The organism is Acidovorax sp. Root275, assembly GCF_001428965.1.
Taxonomy (GTDB): Bacteria; Pseudomonadota; Gammaproteobacteria; order Burkholderiales; family Burkholderiaceae_C; genus Acidovorax; species Acidovorax radicis.
Genome location: NZ_LMJH01000010.1, coordinates 157489 through 172517, shown reverse-complemented (window position 1 = coordinate 172517; position 15029 = coordinate 157489). Strand labels below are relative to the sequence as shown.

The window sequence follows — 15029 nt, the reverse complement described above, 5'->3', positions numbered from 1 at the left end:
AGCACCGCTGTCGCGGTGCTCTTTGCGGGCAGCGCCCAGGAAAAAATTCAACCAGGAACCTTCTTGAGCATTTCCAGGCCGACCTTGCCTTCGGCGATCTCGCGCAGGGCGGTCACGGCGGGCTTGTTGCGGCTTTCGATGCGAGGGGCATGACCCTGGCTCAGCATGCGGGCACGGTACGTGGCGGCCAACACGAGCTGGAAGCGGTTGGGGATCTTTTCCAGACAGTCTTCTACAGTGATGCGTGCCATCGTTTTACTCCGGGATTCAGGTGATATTGAGCGACTGGAAGGTGTCAGCACGGGCGCGGCGCTGGGCGGCGTACTTGAGTCGCTGGGCGTGAACTACGGCTTTCAGGTCGAAAAGCGCGCGCTCAAACAACTCATTGATTATAACGAAGTCGAATTTGCTCACCTGCGCCATCTCTGTAGCCGCGTTCTTGAGGCGGACTTCGATCACTTCCGGGGAGTCTTCGCCCCGGCGTTCCAGGCGCGAGCGTAGCTCTTCCCAACTCGGCGGGAGGATGAAGACCAGAAGGGCATTCGCAAAGGCCTCCTTGATCTGCAGTGCGCCCTGGAAATCGATTTCCAGGATCACATCCGAGCCCTGGGCGATGCGCTCCTCAATGGCTTTTTTGGAGGTTCCGTAGCGGTTCCCGTGGACGTGTGCCCACTCCACGAAGGCATTGCCCTCCACCATGGCGTCAAATTCGGACTGCGATGCAAAGTAGTAGTCGCGGCCATGCTTTTCCTGACCACGTGGCGCGCGGGTGGTGTGGGAGATCGACAGGTGGACATGGGAGTCCAACTCCAGCAAGGCTTTGACCAGGCTGGATTTTCCGGCACCACTGGGGGCCGCAACTACGATGAGATTTCCGGGATAGTCCATAGTTGATGTGCGCTAGGCGCTATCAAAAAATGAGTATTACTCGATATTTTGCACTTGCTCGCGCATCTGTTCGATCAGCACTTTCATGTCCACGCTGATGCGGGTCAGGTCGAGTGCGGCAGATTTGGAGCCCAGCGTATTGGCTTCGCGGTGCAGTTCCTGGATCAGGAAATCCAGGCGCTTGCCCACTTCGCCGCCCTTCTTGAGCAGGCGTTCGATCTCATCCAGGTGGGAGTCCAGCCGGGTGATCTCCTCGGCCACGTCGATGCGGATGGCAAAGGCCGTGGCTTCTGTCAGGGCACGGTCGCGCGCTGCTTCGGGCAGGGTCGCGCCGTCGGTCAGGGCCATGGCTTCCTTCCAGCGCTCCATGAAGCGCAGCCGCTGCTGCTCGACCAGCAGGGGAACCATGGGGACAGCCTGCTCTGCCAGGGCGCGCAATTGCTTGACCCTGTCCAGCAGCATGGTAGCCAGGCGCTTCCCCTCTCTTTCACGGGAGGCCATCAGGGCTGTCAGGGCTTCTTCCGCCAAAGCAGGCACGGCTTCGCTCCAGTCTTCAGAGCCCGATGGCGCATTGGCACAAAGGCGCAGGGCGTCGGCCACCGTGAGGGGCGCCGCTGTCGGCAGCCAGGCCTTGACGGAATCCTGCAAAGAGTTGAGCCGCTGCAGCAGCCGCGCTGGCGGGTCTTGCAAGGTGTTGCTGTCCTCGTTCTCCAGGGCAGCGCGGACTTCGACTTTGCCGCGCTTGAGGCGGGCCGTCAGCAGGCTGCGCAGTGCGGGCTCCATGGCACGCAGTTCATCGGGGAGGCGGAACGAAAGGTCCAGGAAGCGGCTGTTGACCGAGCGGATTTCCAGCCCCAGCCGGCGCGACTGGGGCGCGCGGGCGTCGGTTTCAGCGCCAGTGGCAGATGCGCCATGCTGTGCGCTGGCGTATCCGGTCATGCTGTAAACTGGCATTGGACTTTTTGATGGTTGCTTGCGATCCGGCGATTATCCGGGTTCCGCTCCACCCCCGAGTCATCTTCGCAAAATATGTCAAAAATCAAGCCGGCTCCTCTGCCGCCCGATACCGCAATAGGCGGCTACCGCGTGGTGCGCCGGTTGTCTTCTGGCGGCTTTGGTGTGGTCTATCTGGCCCTCGATACCGAGGGGCAGCAGGTCGCCATCAAGGAATACCTTCCCTCTTCGCTGGCAACGCGTGCGCCCGGCGAGTTGTTGCCCAAGGTGCAGTCTGAAAAGCTGTCGCTTTATCGGCTGGGCCTCAAGAGCTTCTTTGAAGAAGGTCGCGCGCTGGCGCAGATTTCGCACGCCTCCGTGGTGAGCGTGCTCAACTTCTTCCGTGAGAACGAAACCGTCTACATGGTGATGAACTATCTGGAGGGCGCCACCCTGCAGGACTTCATCATCACCGCACGCGATCTCAAGACGCAGAAGGTGTTCCGCGAATCCACCATTCGCTCGCTTTTTGACGAAGTGCTGCGCGGCCTGCGCATCGTGCACCAGCACAAGATGCTGCACCTCGACATCAAGCCGGCCAACATCTTCATCACCGACGACAACAAAGCCGTGATGATCGACTTTGGCGCGGCGCGCGAGGTTCTTTCCAAGGAAGGCAACTTCATCCGCCCCATGTACACCCCCGGCTTTGCCGCGCCCGAGATGTACCGCCGCGATTCGTCCATGGGCCCCTGGACCGACATCTACGCCATTGGTGCCTGCATCTATGCCTGCATGCAGGGCTTTCCGCCCAACGAGGCGCCCCAGCGCATCGAGAAAGACCGCTTGTCGCTGGCGCTGACCAAGCTGCGCGGCGTTTACTCCGACAACCTCATCGAGGTGGTGGAGTGGTGCATGGCACTTGATCCGCTGTCGCGCCCCCAATCGGTGTTCGCCCTGCAAAAGGAGCTGAGCCGCGAGGGCGAGCGCCGTTACACCAAGCTCACGGTGGCCGAGAAGATGCGCCTGCAGCTTGACACCTTGGTGTCCGACACCAAGAAAAATGTGCAAAAGGTGGGTGAAGCCACCGGTATCGGGGCCAAGCCCAAATGAACACGGCTCACGCAAAGCGGGTTCGGGCAAGGCACATGTTCATTGACGATGCCTTGGTGCATCCTTGCCTGCGTGGGTCCCTATGAAGTTCTCGGTATTCCAGATCAGCCGCCGCGGTGGCCGCGAGAAGAACGAAGACCGCATGGGCTATTGCTACACGCGCGAATCGTGCCTGTTTGTGCTGGCCGACGGCATGGGGGGGCACCCCGAAGGCGAGGTGGCTGCGCAGATTGCGCTGCAGACCATCTCGGCGCTGTTCCAGCGCCAGGCCAAGCCCCAGCTCAAGGATGTGCAGGAATTTCTGTCGGGCGCGCTGCTGGCGGCGCACCACCAGATCCTGCGCTATGCCACTGACAAGGGCATGCTCGACACCCCCCGTACCACGCTGGTGGCAGCGGTGCTGCAGGCTGGCACCGCCACCTGGATCCATTGCGGCGATTCGCGCCTGTACATGGTGCGCGATGGTGATTTGCTGACCCGCACACGCGACCACTCCTATATGGAGCTGCGCAACTCCCCGCCGCCGGGCCTGGAGCGCATCAACCGCAATGTGCTGTTCACCTGCCTGGGCTCGCCCACCAAACCCATTTACGACATCACCGGCCCCGTGTACCTGGAGCAGGGTGACCGGATCCTGCTGTGTTCGGATGGCCTGTGGGGCACACTCAGCGACGAAGACATCGCCAAGCAACTGGCCCGCAACACGGTGTCGCACGCGGTGCCTGAACTGGTGGAAGATGCCCTGCGCAAGGCGGGTGACAGCAGCGACAACGTCACGGTGATTGCCATGGAGTGGGAGACGCCCGATGCGTTCGAGTCCACCCAAGGCGTATCGACCGACAGCATCAGCGACGACGTGTTTGCGTCCACCATCCAGGCCGGGCCACTCGATGGCCTCGTGGACGACCTGGACGACGCCGCCATCGAGCGGTCCATCGCCGAGATCAACGAAGCGATTCGACGCTCAGCGGCCCGAAAGGCATGACAACCCCCTGAGCTGCTTCGCGCCTTCCGCCTTCGTCCGAATTGCGGTGCAATTCGGGATGGGGACACCGCTAGCGCTCGTACGGTTGAAAAGGGCGGCCCTTGCATGGCGGTCCTGGCTTGGGCTGCGCGCATTGTTCAGGCCGTGGGCAGGGGGCCTGCGGGATGGGCAGTCAGTGCCGCGACCCATTGCAGATGTATCGAACTGACGGACTGGCTTGTTGGCATGCGCCCTGGGCCGTGCGGGAGGCCCGCGTATTTTTGACACCGGAAACCACATGACCACTTTTACCCGTACCGGCGCTCGTGCCGCCCACCAGCTGCGCCCCGTGCGCATCACCCGCCACTACACCATGCATGCCGAGGGTTCGGTGCTGATCGAGTTCGGCAACACCAAGGTGCTTTGCACGGCATCGGTGGAAGAACGTGTGCCACCCCACAAGCGCGGCAGTGGCGAAGGCTGGGTCACGGCCGAATACGGCATGTTGCCGCGCGCCACCCACAGCCGCAGCGACCGCGAGGCCGCGCGTGGCAAACAAACCGGCCGCACGCAGGAGATTCAGCGCCTCATTGGCCGATCACTGCGTGCCGTGTTTGACCTCAAACTCCTGGGCGAACGCACCATCCAGCTCGACTGCGACGTGATCCAGGCCGATGGTGGCACCCGCACCGCTGCCATCACCGGCGCCTGGGTGGCTGCGCAGGATGCGGTCAACCAGTTGCTGGCCAGCGGCAAGATCACGCAGTCGCCGTTGGTGCAGCCAGTGGCTGCCATTTCCGTGGGCATGGTTCAGGGTACGCCGCTGCTGGACCTGGAATACGTGGAAGACGTGGGTTGCGATACCGACATGAACGTCGTGATGACCGGAGCGGGCCATTTTGTGGAAGTGCAGGGCACGGCCGAAGGCGTGGCGTTTACCCGGGCAGAGATGGACCAATTGCTGGCGCTGGCTGAAAAAGGCATCGCAGAGTTGGTGCAGCTGCAGCAGCGGGCCCTTCTTGATACTGAATAAATGTGAGAATGCTCATAAATTGATAGCTATTTGCGCATGATGGATAAGCGCTAGATGCCATTTAGACCCATGAAAATTGTTCTTGCATCCAACAACCGCGGCAAGCTGGCCGAGCTACAGGCCATGTTCGCGCCGTTGGGCGTCGAACTCGTGCGCCAGGCGGACCTTGGCGTAGGCGAGGCCGAGGAGCCTTTTCGCACCTTTGTGGAGAACGCCCTCGCCAAGGCCCGGTTCGCCTCGGCACACACCGGGCTTCCCGCACTGGCCGACGACGCCGGAATGTGTGTGGACGCCTTTGGTGGCCTGCCCGGTGTCGATACCGCCTACTACTGCACCCAGTTCGGCTACGAGAAAAGCGACGACAACAACGTGCGTGCCCTGCTGGAGCAATTGCAGGGCGTGGCCAACCGCCGCGCCGCCATGGTCAGCACCCTGGTCGCGGTGCGCAGCCCGCAAGACCCCGAGCCGCTGATTGCCGTGGGCCGCGTGGTGGGCGAGATCACCACGGCGCCCCGGGGTAGCAACGGCTTTGGCTTTGACCCCGTGATGTTCATCCCGGAATTTGGCAAGACCTTTGCCGAGCTGCCTGTGGAAGTGAAGAACGCCCACAGCCATCGGGGGCGCTCTGCCGCACAGATGCTGGCGCTGATACGCGAGCGCTGGCTGTAAAGGGACACAGAAGGTGGCCCACATTCCGATCACGCAGCAGAGCGACATCGAGCCCGCGCCTGCACGCGACATCCAGCACTACATGCGCCCCGGCCTGCTGCAGCTGCCCAGCCTGCCGCCGCTGTCGCTGTATGTGCACCTGCCCTGGTGCCTCAAAAAATGCCCGTACTGCGACTTCAACTCGCATGAGTACCGCCAGGGCGTTGGCGATGCAGGCGGCAACGGCGTTCCCGAACAGCGCTACATCGATGCACTGATGGCCGACCTGGAGGCCGCGCTGCCGCTCATTTGGGGCCGCACAGTGCACAGCATCTTTATCGGTGGGGGCACGCCCAGCCTGTTCTCACCGGCGGCGATTGACCGGCTGCTTGGCGACATCCGCGCCCGCCTGCGTCTGGAGCCTGATTGCGAGATCACCTTGGAGGCCAACCCCGGCACGTTCGAAAAAGATCGCTTTCGCGCCTTCCGCTCTGCGGGCGTTACGCGCCTGTCGGTGGGGGTGCAAAGCTTCAACGACCAGCACCTCAAGGCCCTGGGCCGCGTGCATGACCGCAGCCAGGCCTTGGCGGCCGTGGAGGAGGCCGCCGCGTCGTTTGACACCTATAACCTCGACATCATGTACGCCCTGCCGGGCCAGACGCCCCAGCAGTTGGAGCAGGACATGTTGACGGCATTGGCCTTCAAACCACCACACATCTCCATCTACCACCTCACCATCGAGCCCAACACCTACTTCGCCAAGTTTCCCCCCGCCATCCCCGAGGACGACCAGGCCTATGCCATGCTCGACCGCATCACCGCCCTGACGGGGCAGGCCGGGATGGCGCGCTACGAGATCTCGGCCTATGCGCAGCCGGGCCACCAGTGTTTTCACAACACCAACTATTGGCAATTTGGCGACTACCTGGGCATTGGCGCGGGTGCGCACAGCAAGCTGAGTTTTGCGCACCGGGTGGTGCGCCAAGTGCGCTTTCGTGACCCTGGCCGCTACATGGACAACGCCCTGGTCGGCCGCGCCGTGGCGCAGGACGACGACGTGCGCCGGGTCGACCTGCCGTTTGAGTTCATGCTCAATGCCCTGCGCCTGCGTGACGGTTTTGCGCTGCAGGACTTCATGGCCCGCACGGGCCTGCCCCTCACCGCCATCGCCAAGGGCCTGGAGGCCGCCGAACGCAAGGGCCTGATCGAGCGCGACATGGCGCGCGTGCGACCCACGGAGCGGGGTTTTGACTTTCTTAATGACCTGCAGGAGCTGTTCCTGGCGGATTGAGCGTGGCGGCGCAGGAGCTGGCAGCGTCCTAGCCGCTCCCACTGGCACTGCGCACACCGCACAGCGCCTGGAAGGATCAGCCGCAGCGCACTGCCAGGATTCGGCCGTTGCCATCCACTTCCAGGTTGAGCCGCTGCGCGTCGAACTCCTTGGTGATGATCTGGCCGGGGCGCAGGATGCGGGCCATCTGCGCGCCCGATCGCACACGGGCGGATTCCACCACCGACGCCGTGCTGTTTTGCCCCACTGCAGACTGGGCTGGCTGGGCGTTGCAGATCCCACCGGGCGCGGGGGGCGCAGCCGTGCCAGTGGAGGCGGGGGGCTGCCCCTGGTTTGCGCAACCAGTCAGCAACGCCGCAACCACCAGGCCGCCGGCGGCGGCAAAAGGGATATTCGTCATGGTCAAGGCTCCTGAAAACGAGACCCTCACCATACCGGAAGGCCCGAGAGCACGGGTGTCCACCCGTAACGTGGTTGGTGGTTGGTGGCCCTTCCTTTGGCTGTCCCTGGCTTGATTGCGGTCAAGGCAATGTTGGCCGTCCGCAACAGCTAGCCACACGCCTTGCGTGGCAGACGCATGGCGATGGTTTGCCGTAAGGCCTGCTCTGCACAATGGGGCAGCGATGGTCTGCCCGCACGGGAGCGGCCAGAACACAGGAGGCCGGTGTGGCACACGGGCTTTTTGGCAACCGTTTTTGTGCAGCCCCGATACGCCATGTCCGACGATCCTATTCTCAGCCTCATCCGCTCTCTCGGTGACACCCTGGATGGGCTGGACGTCGCCCTGTGTGCGTTTGACGAAGGCGACCACGCCCTCGCCTGGAACCGTACATTCTTCAAATTCTTCCCGGAGCACGAGGGGCATGTTTACGCAGGCGAGCCCTACCATGCCAATCTGCGGCGGTTCTACACCGAACGGCTGGACGCGCAAGAGTTGCCCAATATCGACCGCTACATTGCGGCTGGCGTAGAGCGGCACCGCGCGCAGACGCGCCCCTACAACTTTGAACACCGGGGCTTGCGGGTCCACGTATCGTCTTTGCCCATCGCGGGGGTAGGGCGGGTGCGAGTCTGGCGCGCAGAGGCGTTGCCACAGCCGGAAGAGCCCGGCGACGCCAATATCCATGAACCTGGCTATCTGCGCAGCCCCTTTATCGAAAGTACCGAGCTTTTTGACCGCATCCCCGACGGTTTGATGATTTGTGGCGAGGACCACCGCATTCAGTGGGTCAACGAGCCATTCATGCAGATGTACGGTCTCACCGACCGCGCTGCTGCGACCGGGCTCAGCTTTGATGACATCTACCGTGGAGCCTGGGCTGCCGATGGGCCGGGCGACATGGCGCCTTTCTACGGGGGGCTATCCATCCTGCAGGAACACATGCGGTTTGCCGGAGCGCCGTTTGAGGTGCCCTTGCCCCACAACCGCTGGAGCCGGGTGATTGCCAAGCAGGGCTCGGACGGTACCGTGTTTTATGCGCACGTGGACATCACCGAGTTCAAGCGCCAGCAACACCGGCTTGCGCAGGCCGAACGCAGCGCCCGCGACAACGAGGCGCAATTGCGAGAGAAGTCCATCCTGCTGGAGGCCACGCTGGAGAGCATGGACCAGGGCGTTGCCAGAATCAGCGCCACGGGCATTGTGGAGCTGTGCAATCGCCGGGCGCTGGAACTGCTGGAGCTGCCCGAGGAGTTGATGGCCTCCAAACCCTCCCTGGCGCATGTGCTGGCATTTCTGCGTGCACGCGGCGAATTTGACCTCGCTTCGCAGGAGGTTCAATCGATGCTGCTCCACAACGGCGGGCTCGATCAACTGAATGTGTACGACCGACCCCGGCCCGACGGTCGCATTGTGGAAGTCCAGACCGTGCCCATCAAAGGTGGGGGCGCACTGCGCACTTTCACCGACGTGACACAACGCAAGGAGGCCGAGCAAAGAATCCGGCATGTCGCTGAACATGACGGGCTCACCGCGCTGTTGAATCGCTCTGCGTTCCTGCAAGCACTCCAGGCAGCCGTGGCCGACGTGCGGCGCCAGGGCCGCGGTTTTGCTGTGTTGTATGTGGACCTCGACGGTTTCAAACCCATCAATGACCGCTTCGGGCATGCCGTGGGCGACCAATTGCTGGCCTGGGTTGCCAGCCAGCTTGCGCAGGCTGCGCGCGAAGACGATGTGGTGGCGCGGCTGGGTGGCGATGAGTTTGCCTTGCTGCAGCGCGGCGTCTCTGACCGCGACAGCGCGTACCGCCTGGGCGAACGCCTGGTGCAGGCCATCGGCCAGCCGACGGAGATTGAATCGCATTTCATCCAGATCGGGGCCTCGGTGGGCGTCGTGATGTCGTCCCCCGACGCGCTGGACGCCGAAGAGCTTCTGCGCAAGGCCGACTCCGCGATGTACCTTGCAAAAGCCTCCGGGCGCGGCTGTGTGCGAATTTACGGCACGTGACGATCCCATGCACTTCCGCTGTGGCCATTCTCCCCATCGGGCACGCGCAGCGTGTGAGCGTGCCTTCTGGCGAATATCCCGGCCTTGAGGGTGTCCCGCAGAAAATCGGCGATGTCCTACACACCGGGGCAAAAGAGCGACCTAATATCTGGCTGTCGATACCCCTTCGACATCCCTCCCGCTTGCACAAGCAAGTGTTCAGCCCGCACTCTGCGGGCTTTTTTTTTGGGCGATGCCTACCCTGTTAGGCAAAAACATGTGGAATGCACATTGGCCCACAGTGGTGAGGTGTGTCGGCCGCAGAAACTGGCCTTGTCGTACCCACGGCTACCCACCGGAAACCGCCGCAGCCCAGGTGAATAAGGTGCGCGAGATGGTATCGATTCGACCCATCCCATGCACGCGTCGCAGACAGAGGCATTGTGTTGTGCCGATGTCCCTTTATTATTCGGCGTTACAAAAGAGGGGGGATTGATGCCGTCGAATGTGAGAAATTGGCTTGCAGCTATCGCGGTTTTGTTCACCGCAAGCTGGGCCCATGCGCAGGCCACCGTCTATACGGTCACCCCACCGAGTGCCTACGCAGGCGTGAATAACTTCACCGCACCGTGTGGTGCGGGCACCTGTCAGAACTTCACCCTGGCAATGGCGGCATCGGGTTCTTTCACGACGTCCAGCCCGCTGGCGGGCAGCCTGGTCGCCGCGAATATTTTCCCTTTGGTCACGGCCTTCAGTTTCAGTGACGGTCTCAATACCTACTCCAGCGCAGATGCCGCCGTGCGCGTGGTCAGGTTCAACGTGTCAACCGACGCGGGGGGGGCCATCACCTCGGTGCTGATCGCGGTGGAGCGTTGGCAGACCGGGACTTCGCCGCATACCGCGGGTGACCGGCTTTCCGTTCTGCAGTTTGGAGGCGGCGCAACCTTTGCTGCCCACAACACAGGCTGTTCGAGTGTCGGTATTTCCCTGACGGGTATGGCCGATACGTGCCTTGCGACTCCCTCCGATGCCTCCCGGGCGGAAGCCAACGGCCCCGCCGCAGCATGGTTTGCAGCCGCTGCGCCAGGCCCAACTTCCATCCCGACCTTGTCGGAGTGGAGCCTCATCGTCCTCGCTGGATGTATGGGCTTGACCGTTATCCGTCGCCGACGGGTCCAAGACAACCAACCACTTATTGCTCTATGACAATCCACTTCAGACACTGGATGGCTGCCTTGGCGCTGCTGCTCGCCGCAGGATGGGCCCACGCTCAGGCCACCATCTATTCCGCGACATCGACGAGCCCCTACACATCCAAATCGGATTTCTCGCTGTGCGGCGCGGGCCCCTGCCAAAACTTCACATTGACGATGGGACCGTCAGGGTCATTCACCACATCCAGCCCGTTGCCTGGGGGATTGATCAGCGCAAACATTTTTCCGTTGATCACCGCCTTCAGCCTCAGCGACGGTATCAACACCTATTCCAGCGCCGACTCTGCAGTCCGTGTAGTGCAGGTGCTGGTCACCACAGATCCGAGTGGCGCTGTCGTGAACACCAATATCTTCATTGCGCGCTGGCTGACCGGGACTTCCCCGCATGTAGTCAATGACCGCGTATCCCGGATACAGATTGCAGGGGGGATCGGTTCAGCCCTGCACAATATTCGCTGCGGGGCGGTGGCAGTGGCGCCCAGTGGCGTGCCCGATGCCTGTACCGCCAGTTTTCCAGACACGTCCGCATCAGGGGCTGGGTTGGCTGCTGTGGCCTGGGCTGCAGCCCCTGCACCAAGCCCCGCATCCATTCCGACCTTGTCAGAGTGGGGACTGATCCTCATGGCGGGCTTGCTGGTCTTGGCGAGTCTCGCGGCGCTTCGCCGTCTGGGCTTCTAAAAAACTCCCACAGGAAAGCCGCAGCTTAAAGACTGTGGTTTTGTGTGTGGCTTGGTCCAGCGAGGTGCGCGGTGAAGCCCTTGGCCGCCGAGGAGACGCCTGTGCCACGCAACGCGGAACTTGCACGCTGCGTGGGGTCTGGGCAGGGGCAGCGCAATTGCTCCTTGTCACACCCGTCGGCGCAGTTGCCCTGCAGCCCACATCGCAAGCAAGGCCGCTATGGCCATCAACGCCCATTCGGAAAGTGTTGGAACGGATGAGGCTGCCAACGCAGAAGACCAAAGCAACGAGATCGGGTTGGCTGAGGAGCTGTTGGTGTCAGAGCCTGAAAAAAGCATGGATCTGCTGCGCCCTTTGGCACGGTGGTGTGCCACACAGCGTGAAGTGTTGTGAACACTGTGTAGTTGCTCGCGTGCGCGGGCAGCGAGCCATATCGCGCATTCATGCAGCGTGTCGTAGAAATTCAGGTAGTACGAGAAGGGCGCTCGCCGGCCGTTCTCTGCAGTCGCTTGGGTTGTGCAAGAGGATTGCCAGGACGTGCTCCCAGCGGTCCTTTACGGAGCGAAATTTTCCCGGTGCGCAGACCCTATGGCGGGTAAAAAAGCACACTCTGTATTGAGGTGCCGTTTTGGCGGAGACGGTGAGATTCGAACTCACGGACGGTTGCCCGTCGGCAGTTTTCAAGACTGCTGGTTTAAACCGCTCACCCACGTCTCCGGGCACGGAAGCTGCGGATTCTAGCCCACGGCGGGTGCAGATTTTTGCAGCATGCCCCGCGTCTCGATGAACTTGACCACGTCGGCCACGCCTGCCAGGGTCTTGAGGTTGGTCATGACGAACGGCTTGAGGCCTTGGGCGTTGGTGCGCATGCGGGTGGTGTCGGCGTGCATCACATCCAGGTTGGCGCCCACGTGGGGGGCCAGGTCGGTCTTGTTGATGATGAACAGGTCGCTTTTGGTGATGCCGGGGCCGCCCTTGCGGGGGATCTTCTCGCCGGCGGCGACGTCGATGACGTAGATGGTGAGGTCGCTGAGTTCGGGGCTGAAGGTGGCGGCCAGGTTGTCGCCGCCGCTTTCCACGAAGACGATGTCGGCATTGGGGTGCTCGCCCAGCATGCGGTCGATGGCTTCGAGGTTGATGGAGCAGTCTTCGCGGATGGCGGTGTGGGGGCAGCCGCCGGTTTCCACGCCCAGGATGCGTTCAGGGGGCAGGGCGCCGCTCACTGTGAGCAGGCGCTGGTCTTCCTTGGTGTAGATGTCGTTGGTGATGGCGATCAGGTCGTAGTCGTCGCGCATGGCCTTGCAGAGCATCTCCAGCAGGGTGGTCTTGCCCGAGCCCACCGGGCCGCCGATGCCCACGCGCAGGGGCGGCAACTGCTTGGTGCGGTTCGCGATGTGATGCAGGGCGGTGGCGGAAGTGCTGGAGGTGCTGGTGCTGTTGGTCATGATCGGAAGAGGCGTGAGTACTGGGTTTCGTGCTGGGCCGACAGGATGGCGAGCATGGGTGAAAAGGCCTGGCGTTCGCTGTCCATCAGGCCGATGGCGTGGTCTGCGGCGGCAGGGATGGCGTCGGCCAGGCGGGCCAGGATGCGCTGGCCGGCGCTTTGGCCCAGCTGCATGGATTTGAGGGCGGCCTGCACCATGTTCTCGGCCCAGCCGAAGGCATAGGCCAGCAGCACGTCGCGCACGGGGGCTTGTGTGATGGACGCAGCCAGCGCGAAGGCCACGGGGTAGGTGGGGGGCAGGGCGGCCAGGTACTGCACGGCGGGCATGAGCTGGTCATCGCCCTGGTGCTGGTTGCGCAGCCAGTCGGCCATGGAGCGGCCCATCTGCTCGGTCTGCAGGCGCAGCTCTCTGGTCTCGCGGGTGTGCAGCACCCAGTCGTTGAGCTCGCGCACATGCGCCAGGTCGCCGCCGTCGCCACGCCGCCAGGCGCCCACGGCCTTGGCGATCAGGGCCATGTCGCCGCGGGACTGGGTGATGTGCAGCTGGTCGAGCAGCCATGCGGCTACGGCGGCTTCGTTGTCGACGCCGGCGTTTTCGATGGCGCTTTCGAGGCCTTCGGAATACGAGAAGCCGCCCACGGGCAGGGCCGGCGACGCTAGCCAGATGAGCTGCAGCAGGCTGGCGGCGGGCAGGGGGGCGGGGCGGTCGGGGCGCACGGGCAGGGGGCTCAAGAGTCCGTTCGGGGAGGTATGGGCGCAGGGCGCGCGGCGTGCAGTGCCCAGGCTTCGACAGGCTCAGCCCGAACGGTGGGGGAGGCGCAGATGCAGATGCAGATGCAGATGCAAACGGTGCCCATGCTCAGTGGTCGTGGCCGTGGTTGCACTGCGGGCCGTGCACATGGCCCTGGGCCTGGGCCACCACCGGGATGGCGACGGTGCGACCGCGGGCGGGTGCTGCGGGCTGCGATGGATCGGCCTGATGGTTGTGGTCCGGACTGTGGCCGTGGGTGTGCCCATGATCGTGCGCCGGCGAAGGAGACGCCGTCTGCGCGTGGCTGTGTCCATGGTCGTGCCCATGTGCATGGTCATGGTCATGGTCATGGTCATGGTCATGGCCTTCATGCCCATGCCCGCCATGGTGATGGTGTCCACCGCCATGCCCCGCAGCGTAGGCGCCGCCCTCGGGCTCGAAGGGCAGGTCCTGCGCCTTCACGATGAGGTGCATGGCGCGCAGCATGTCGGCCAGCACGTGGTCGGGTTCGATCTTGAGGTGGTCGGGTTGCAGCTCGATGGGTACGTGCCGGTTGCCCAGGTGGTAGGCGGCGCGGGTCAGGTCGAAGGGGGTGCCGTGCTGCGTGCAGTGCGTGATGACCAGCACGGGCTGCGGTGCGGCGATGACGCGCACCATGGAGCCGTCTTCGGCCACCAGCACGTCGCCGCCGCGCACCAGCGTGCCGCGCGGCAAAAAGATGCCCAGTTCGCGCCCGGCGGAGTCGGTGGCGGCAAAGCGGCTTTTCTGGCGCACGTCCCAGTCCAGCTCGATGGTGGTGGCGCGCTTGACGAGGACGGGGGCCAGGCCTTTGCCCTGGGGGATGAGTTTGGAGGCTTGGATCATGGAAGGGGTGTCGTTGGGGCGTGCTGCAAAACGCGCATTGTGGCCCGGCGGGACGGGGGAGCGGCGCGGTGCGTAGCCAATAGCTCGGCTATTGGCAAGCGCCGCAACGCCGCAGACCGCCCGGCAAGCCACTTGCCCGAAGGGTTGGAGCGAAATCGGGCCGATGAACTCGGAGCTTTGGCGCCCCGGCTGCTTGCATGGGCATGAGCCCATGCGGCGCATCCGAAGCATCCACGTCCATCACGATGTCACTCCAATGCGATCTCCAAAAAGACATTGAACAGGCTCTTACAGCGGGCGGGTCATGAAGAAGCTGTACGGGTCGAGGTCGTAGTCGGAAAACGGGCCGCATTCGACAAAACCGTGCTGAAAGTACAGCTTGCGCGCGGGCTCGAAGAACGGCTGCGGCCCGGTCTCCAGGCTCACCTGGGTGTGGCCGCGCGTGCGGGCCTCCTGCAGCAGGTGGTTCAGCACCTGGCGGGCGATGCCGCGGCCCCGATGGTGGGCGCTGGTGCGCATGGACTTGAGCTCGGCATGCGCGTCGTCGAGCCGCTTGAGCGCGCCGGTGCCCACCAGCACATCGCCGCCCGCATGCGGCAGCCAGGCCGACCAGAACGCGATCTCGGGCTGGCGCAGCTGGTCCATGTCCAGCGCGTGCACGCTTTCCGGCGGCGACACCGTGTACATGTCCTGCAAGTGCTCTTGCATGAAGGCTTCGATGCGCGGGTCGCTCAGGTCGTCCAGGCGGATGTTCAGGTCTTGCAGCACAGCATTCACGGGGTG

The 15029-nt window shown here is 63.4% G+C and carries 17 protein-coding genes and 1 tRNA gene; 9 read left to right on the top strand and 9 right to left on the bottom strand.

What is annotated here, in order from left to right; translation table 11 throughout:
* Positions 1 to 47: 47 nt before the first annotated feature.
* From rpoZ to ASE52_RS20160, 3 genes are read right to left on the bottom strand one after another with little or no spacing between them, the layout of a single operon-like run.
* On the bottom strand, positions 48 to 251 hold the full coding sequence (gene rpoZ, locus ASE52_RS20170) for a DNA-directed RNA polymerase subunit omega (protein ID WP_005794722.1): 204 nt from the start codon (positions 249 to 251) through the stop codon (positions 48 to 50).
* Positions 252 to 267: 16 nt separating this feature from the next.
* Positions 268 to 888, bottom strand: a complete 621-nt coding sequence (gene gmk / locus ASE52_RS20165) for a guanylate kinase (RefSeq protein WP_010461851.1) — start codon at positions 886 to 888, stop codon at positions 268 to 270.
* Between the two features lie 36 nt (positions 889 to 924).
* Positions 925 to 1842, bottom strand: coding sequence for a YicC/YloC family endoribonuclease (locus ASE52_RS20160; RefSeq protein ID WP_010461849.1), 918 nt, complete (start codon positions 1840 to 1842; stop codon positions 925 to 927).
* A gap of 75 nt (positions 1843 to 1917) precedes the next feature.
* On the opposite strand from ASE52_RS20160, the gene ASE52_RS20155 reads away from it, so the two are divergent.
* The 5 genes from ASE52_RS20155 (at position 1918) to hemW (ending at position 6870) form a co-directional block, all read left to right on the top strand.
* Positions 1918 to 2934 carry a serine/threonine-protein kinase gene (locus ASE52_RS20155; protein ID WP_007855567.1) on the top strand — a complete coding sequence of 339 codons (1017 nt, stop codon included), beginning with the start codon at positions 1918 to 1920 and terminating at the stop codon, positions 2932 to 2934.
* 82 nt (positions 2935 to 3016) lie between these two features.
* Positions 3017 to 3919 (top strand): PP2C family serine/threonine-protein phosphatase, encoded by a 903-nt coding sequence (locus ASE52_RS20150; protein ID WP_010461845.1) that lies wholly within the window; start codon positions 3017 to 3019, stop codon positions 3917 to 3919.
* Positions 3920 to 4196: 277 nt separating this feature from the next.
* The gene (gene rph, locus ASE52_RS20145) at positions 4197 to 4931 is read left to right on the top strand and encodes a ribonuclease PH (protein WP_010461843.1); all 735 of its coding nucleotides are present in this window, start codon (positions 4197 to 4199) and stop codon (positions 4929 to 4931) included.
* Positions 4932 to 5000: 69 nt separating this feature from the next.
* On the top strand, positions 5001 to 5600 hold the full coding sequence (rdgB, locus tag ASE52_RS20140) for an RdgB/HAM1 family non-canonical purine NTP pyrophosphatase (protein ID WP_057228777.1): 600 nt from the start codon (positions 5001 to 5003) through the stop codon (positions 5598 to 5600).
* 13 nt (positions 5601 to 5613) lie between these two features.
* On the top strand, positions 5614 to 6870 hold the full coding sequence (gene hemW / locus ASE52_RS20135) for a radical SAM family heme chaperone HemW (protein WP_082606966.1): 1257 nt from the start codon (positions 5614 to 5616) through the stop codon (positions 6868 to 6870).
* Between the two features lie 76 nt (positions 6871 to 6946).
* On the opposite strand, the gene ASE52_RS20130 is transcribed toward hemW, so the two are convergent.
* Entirely contained in the window at positions 6947 to 7270 is a 324-nt protein-coding gene (locus ASE52_RS20130; RefSeq protein WP_057228776.1) for an I78 family peptidase inhibitor, read from the bottom strand.
* 315 nt (positions 7271 to 7585) lie between these two features.
* Here ASE52_RS20130 and ASE52_RS20125 point away from each other — a divergent pair, with 315 nt between their 5' ends.
* The 4 genes from ASE52_RS20125 (at position 7586) to ASE52_RS26355 (ending at position 11580) form a co-directional block, all read left to right on the top strand.
* On the top strand, positions 7586 to 9316 hold the full coding sequence (locus ASE52_RS20125) for a diguanylate cyclase (RefSeq protein ID WP_057228775.1): 1731 nt from the start codon (positions 7586 to 7588) through the stop codon (positions 9314 to 9316).
* 396 nt (positions 9317 to 9712) lie between these two features.
* Positions 9713 to 10501, top strand: coding sequence for an IPTL-CTERM sorting domain-containing protein (locus ASE52_RS20120; RefSeq protein WP_082606965.1), 789 nt, complete (start codon positions 9713 to 9715; stop codon positions 10499 to 10501).
* A complete protein-coding gene (locus tag ASE52_RS25335; protein ID WP_198928160.1) occupies positions 10498 to 11187 on the top strand; it encodes an IPTL-CTERM sorting domain-containing protein in 690 nt (229 codons plus the stop codon). Before ASE52_RS20120 ends, ASE52_RS25335 begins: the two co-directional genes overlap by 4 nt.
* A gap of 219 nt (positions 11188 to 11406) precedes the next feature.
* Positions 11407 to 11580 carry a hypothetical protein gene (locus tag ASE52_RS26355; protein WP_241777067.1) on the top strand — a complete coding sequence of 58 codons (174 nt, stop codon included), beginning with the start codon at positions 11407 to 11409 and terminating at the stop codon, positions 11578 to 11580.
* Between the two features lie 236 nt (positions 11581 to 11816).
* Here the strand turns inward: ASE52_RS26355 and ASE52_RS20115 are convergent.
* The 5 genes from ASE52_RS20115 to ASE52_RS20095 form a co-directional block, all read right to left on the bottom strand.
* Positions 11817 to 11904, bottom strand: a tRNA-Ser gene (locus ASE52_RS20115).
* Positions 11905 to 11924: 20 nt separating this feature from the next.
* Positions 11925 to 12632, bottom strand: coding sequence for an urease accessory protein UreG (ureG, locus tag ASE52_RS20110; RefSeq protein ID WP_057228773.1), 708 nt, complete (start codon positions 12630 to 12632; stop codon positions 11925 to 11927).
* Positions 12629 to 13348, bottom strand: a complete 720-nt coding sequence (locus tag ASE52_RS20105) for an urease accessory UreF family protein (protein ID WP_057229627.1) — start codon at positions 13346 to 13348, stop codon at positions 12629 to 12631. The genes ureG and ASE52_RS20105 overlap by 4 nt, the downstream gene beginning before the upstream one ends.
* Positions 13349 to 13490: 142 nt before the next feature.
* A complete protein-coding gene (gene ureE, locus ASE52_RS20100) occupies positions 13491 to 14246 on the bottom strand; it encodes an urease accessory protein UreE (RefSeq protein ID WP_057228772.1) in 756 nt (251 codons plus the stop codon).
* 288 nt (positions 14247 to 14534) lie between these two features.
* Complete coding sequence (locus ASE52_RS20095; protein WP_057228771.1) at positions 14535 to 15023, bottom strand: GNAT family N-acetyltransferase; 489 nt, start codon at positions 15021 to 15023, stop codon at positions 14535 to 14537.
* Positions 15024 to 15029: the final 6 nt, after the last annotated feature.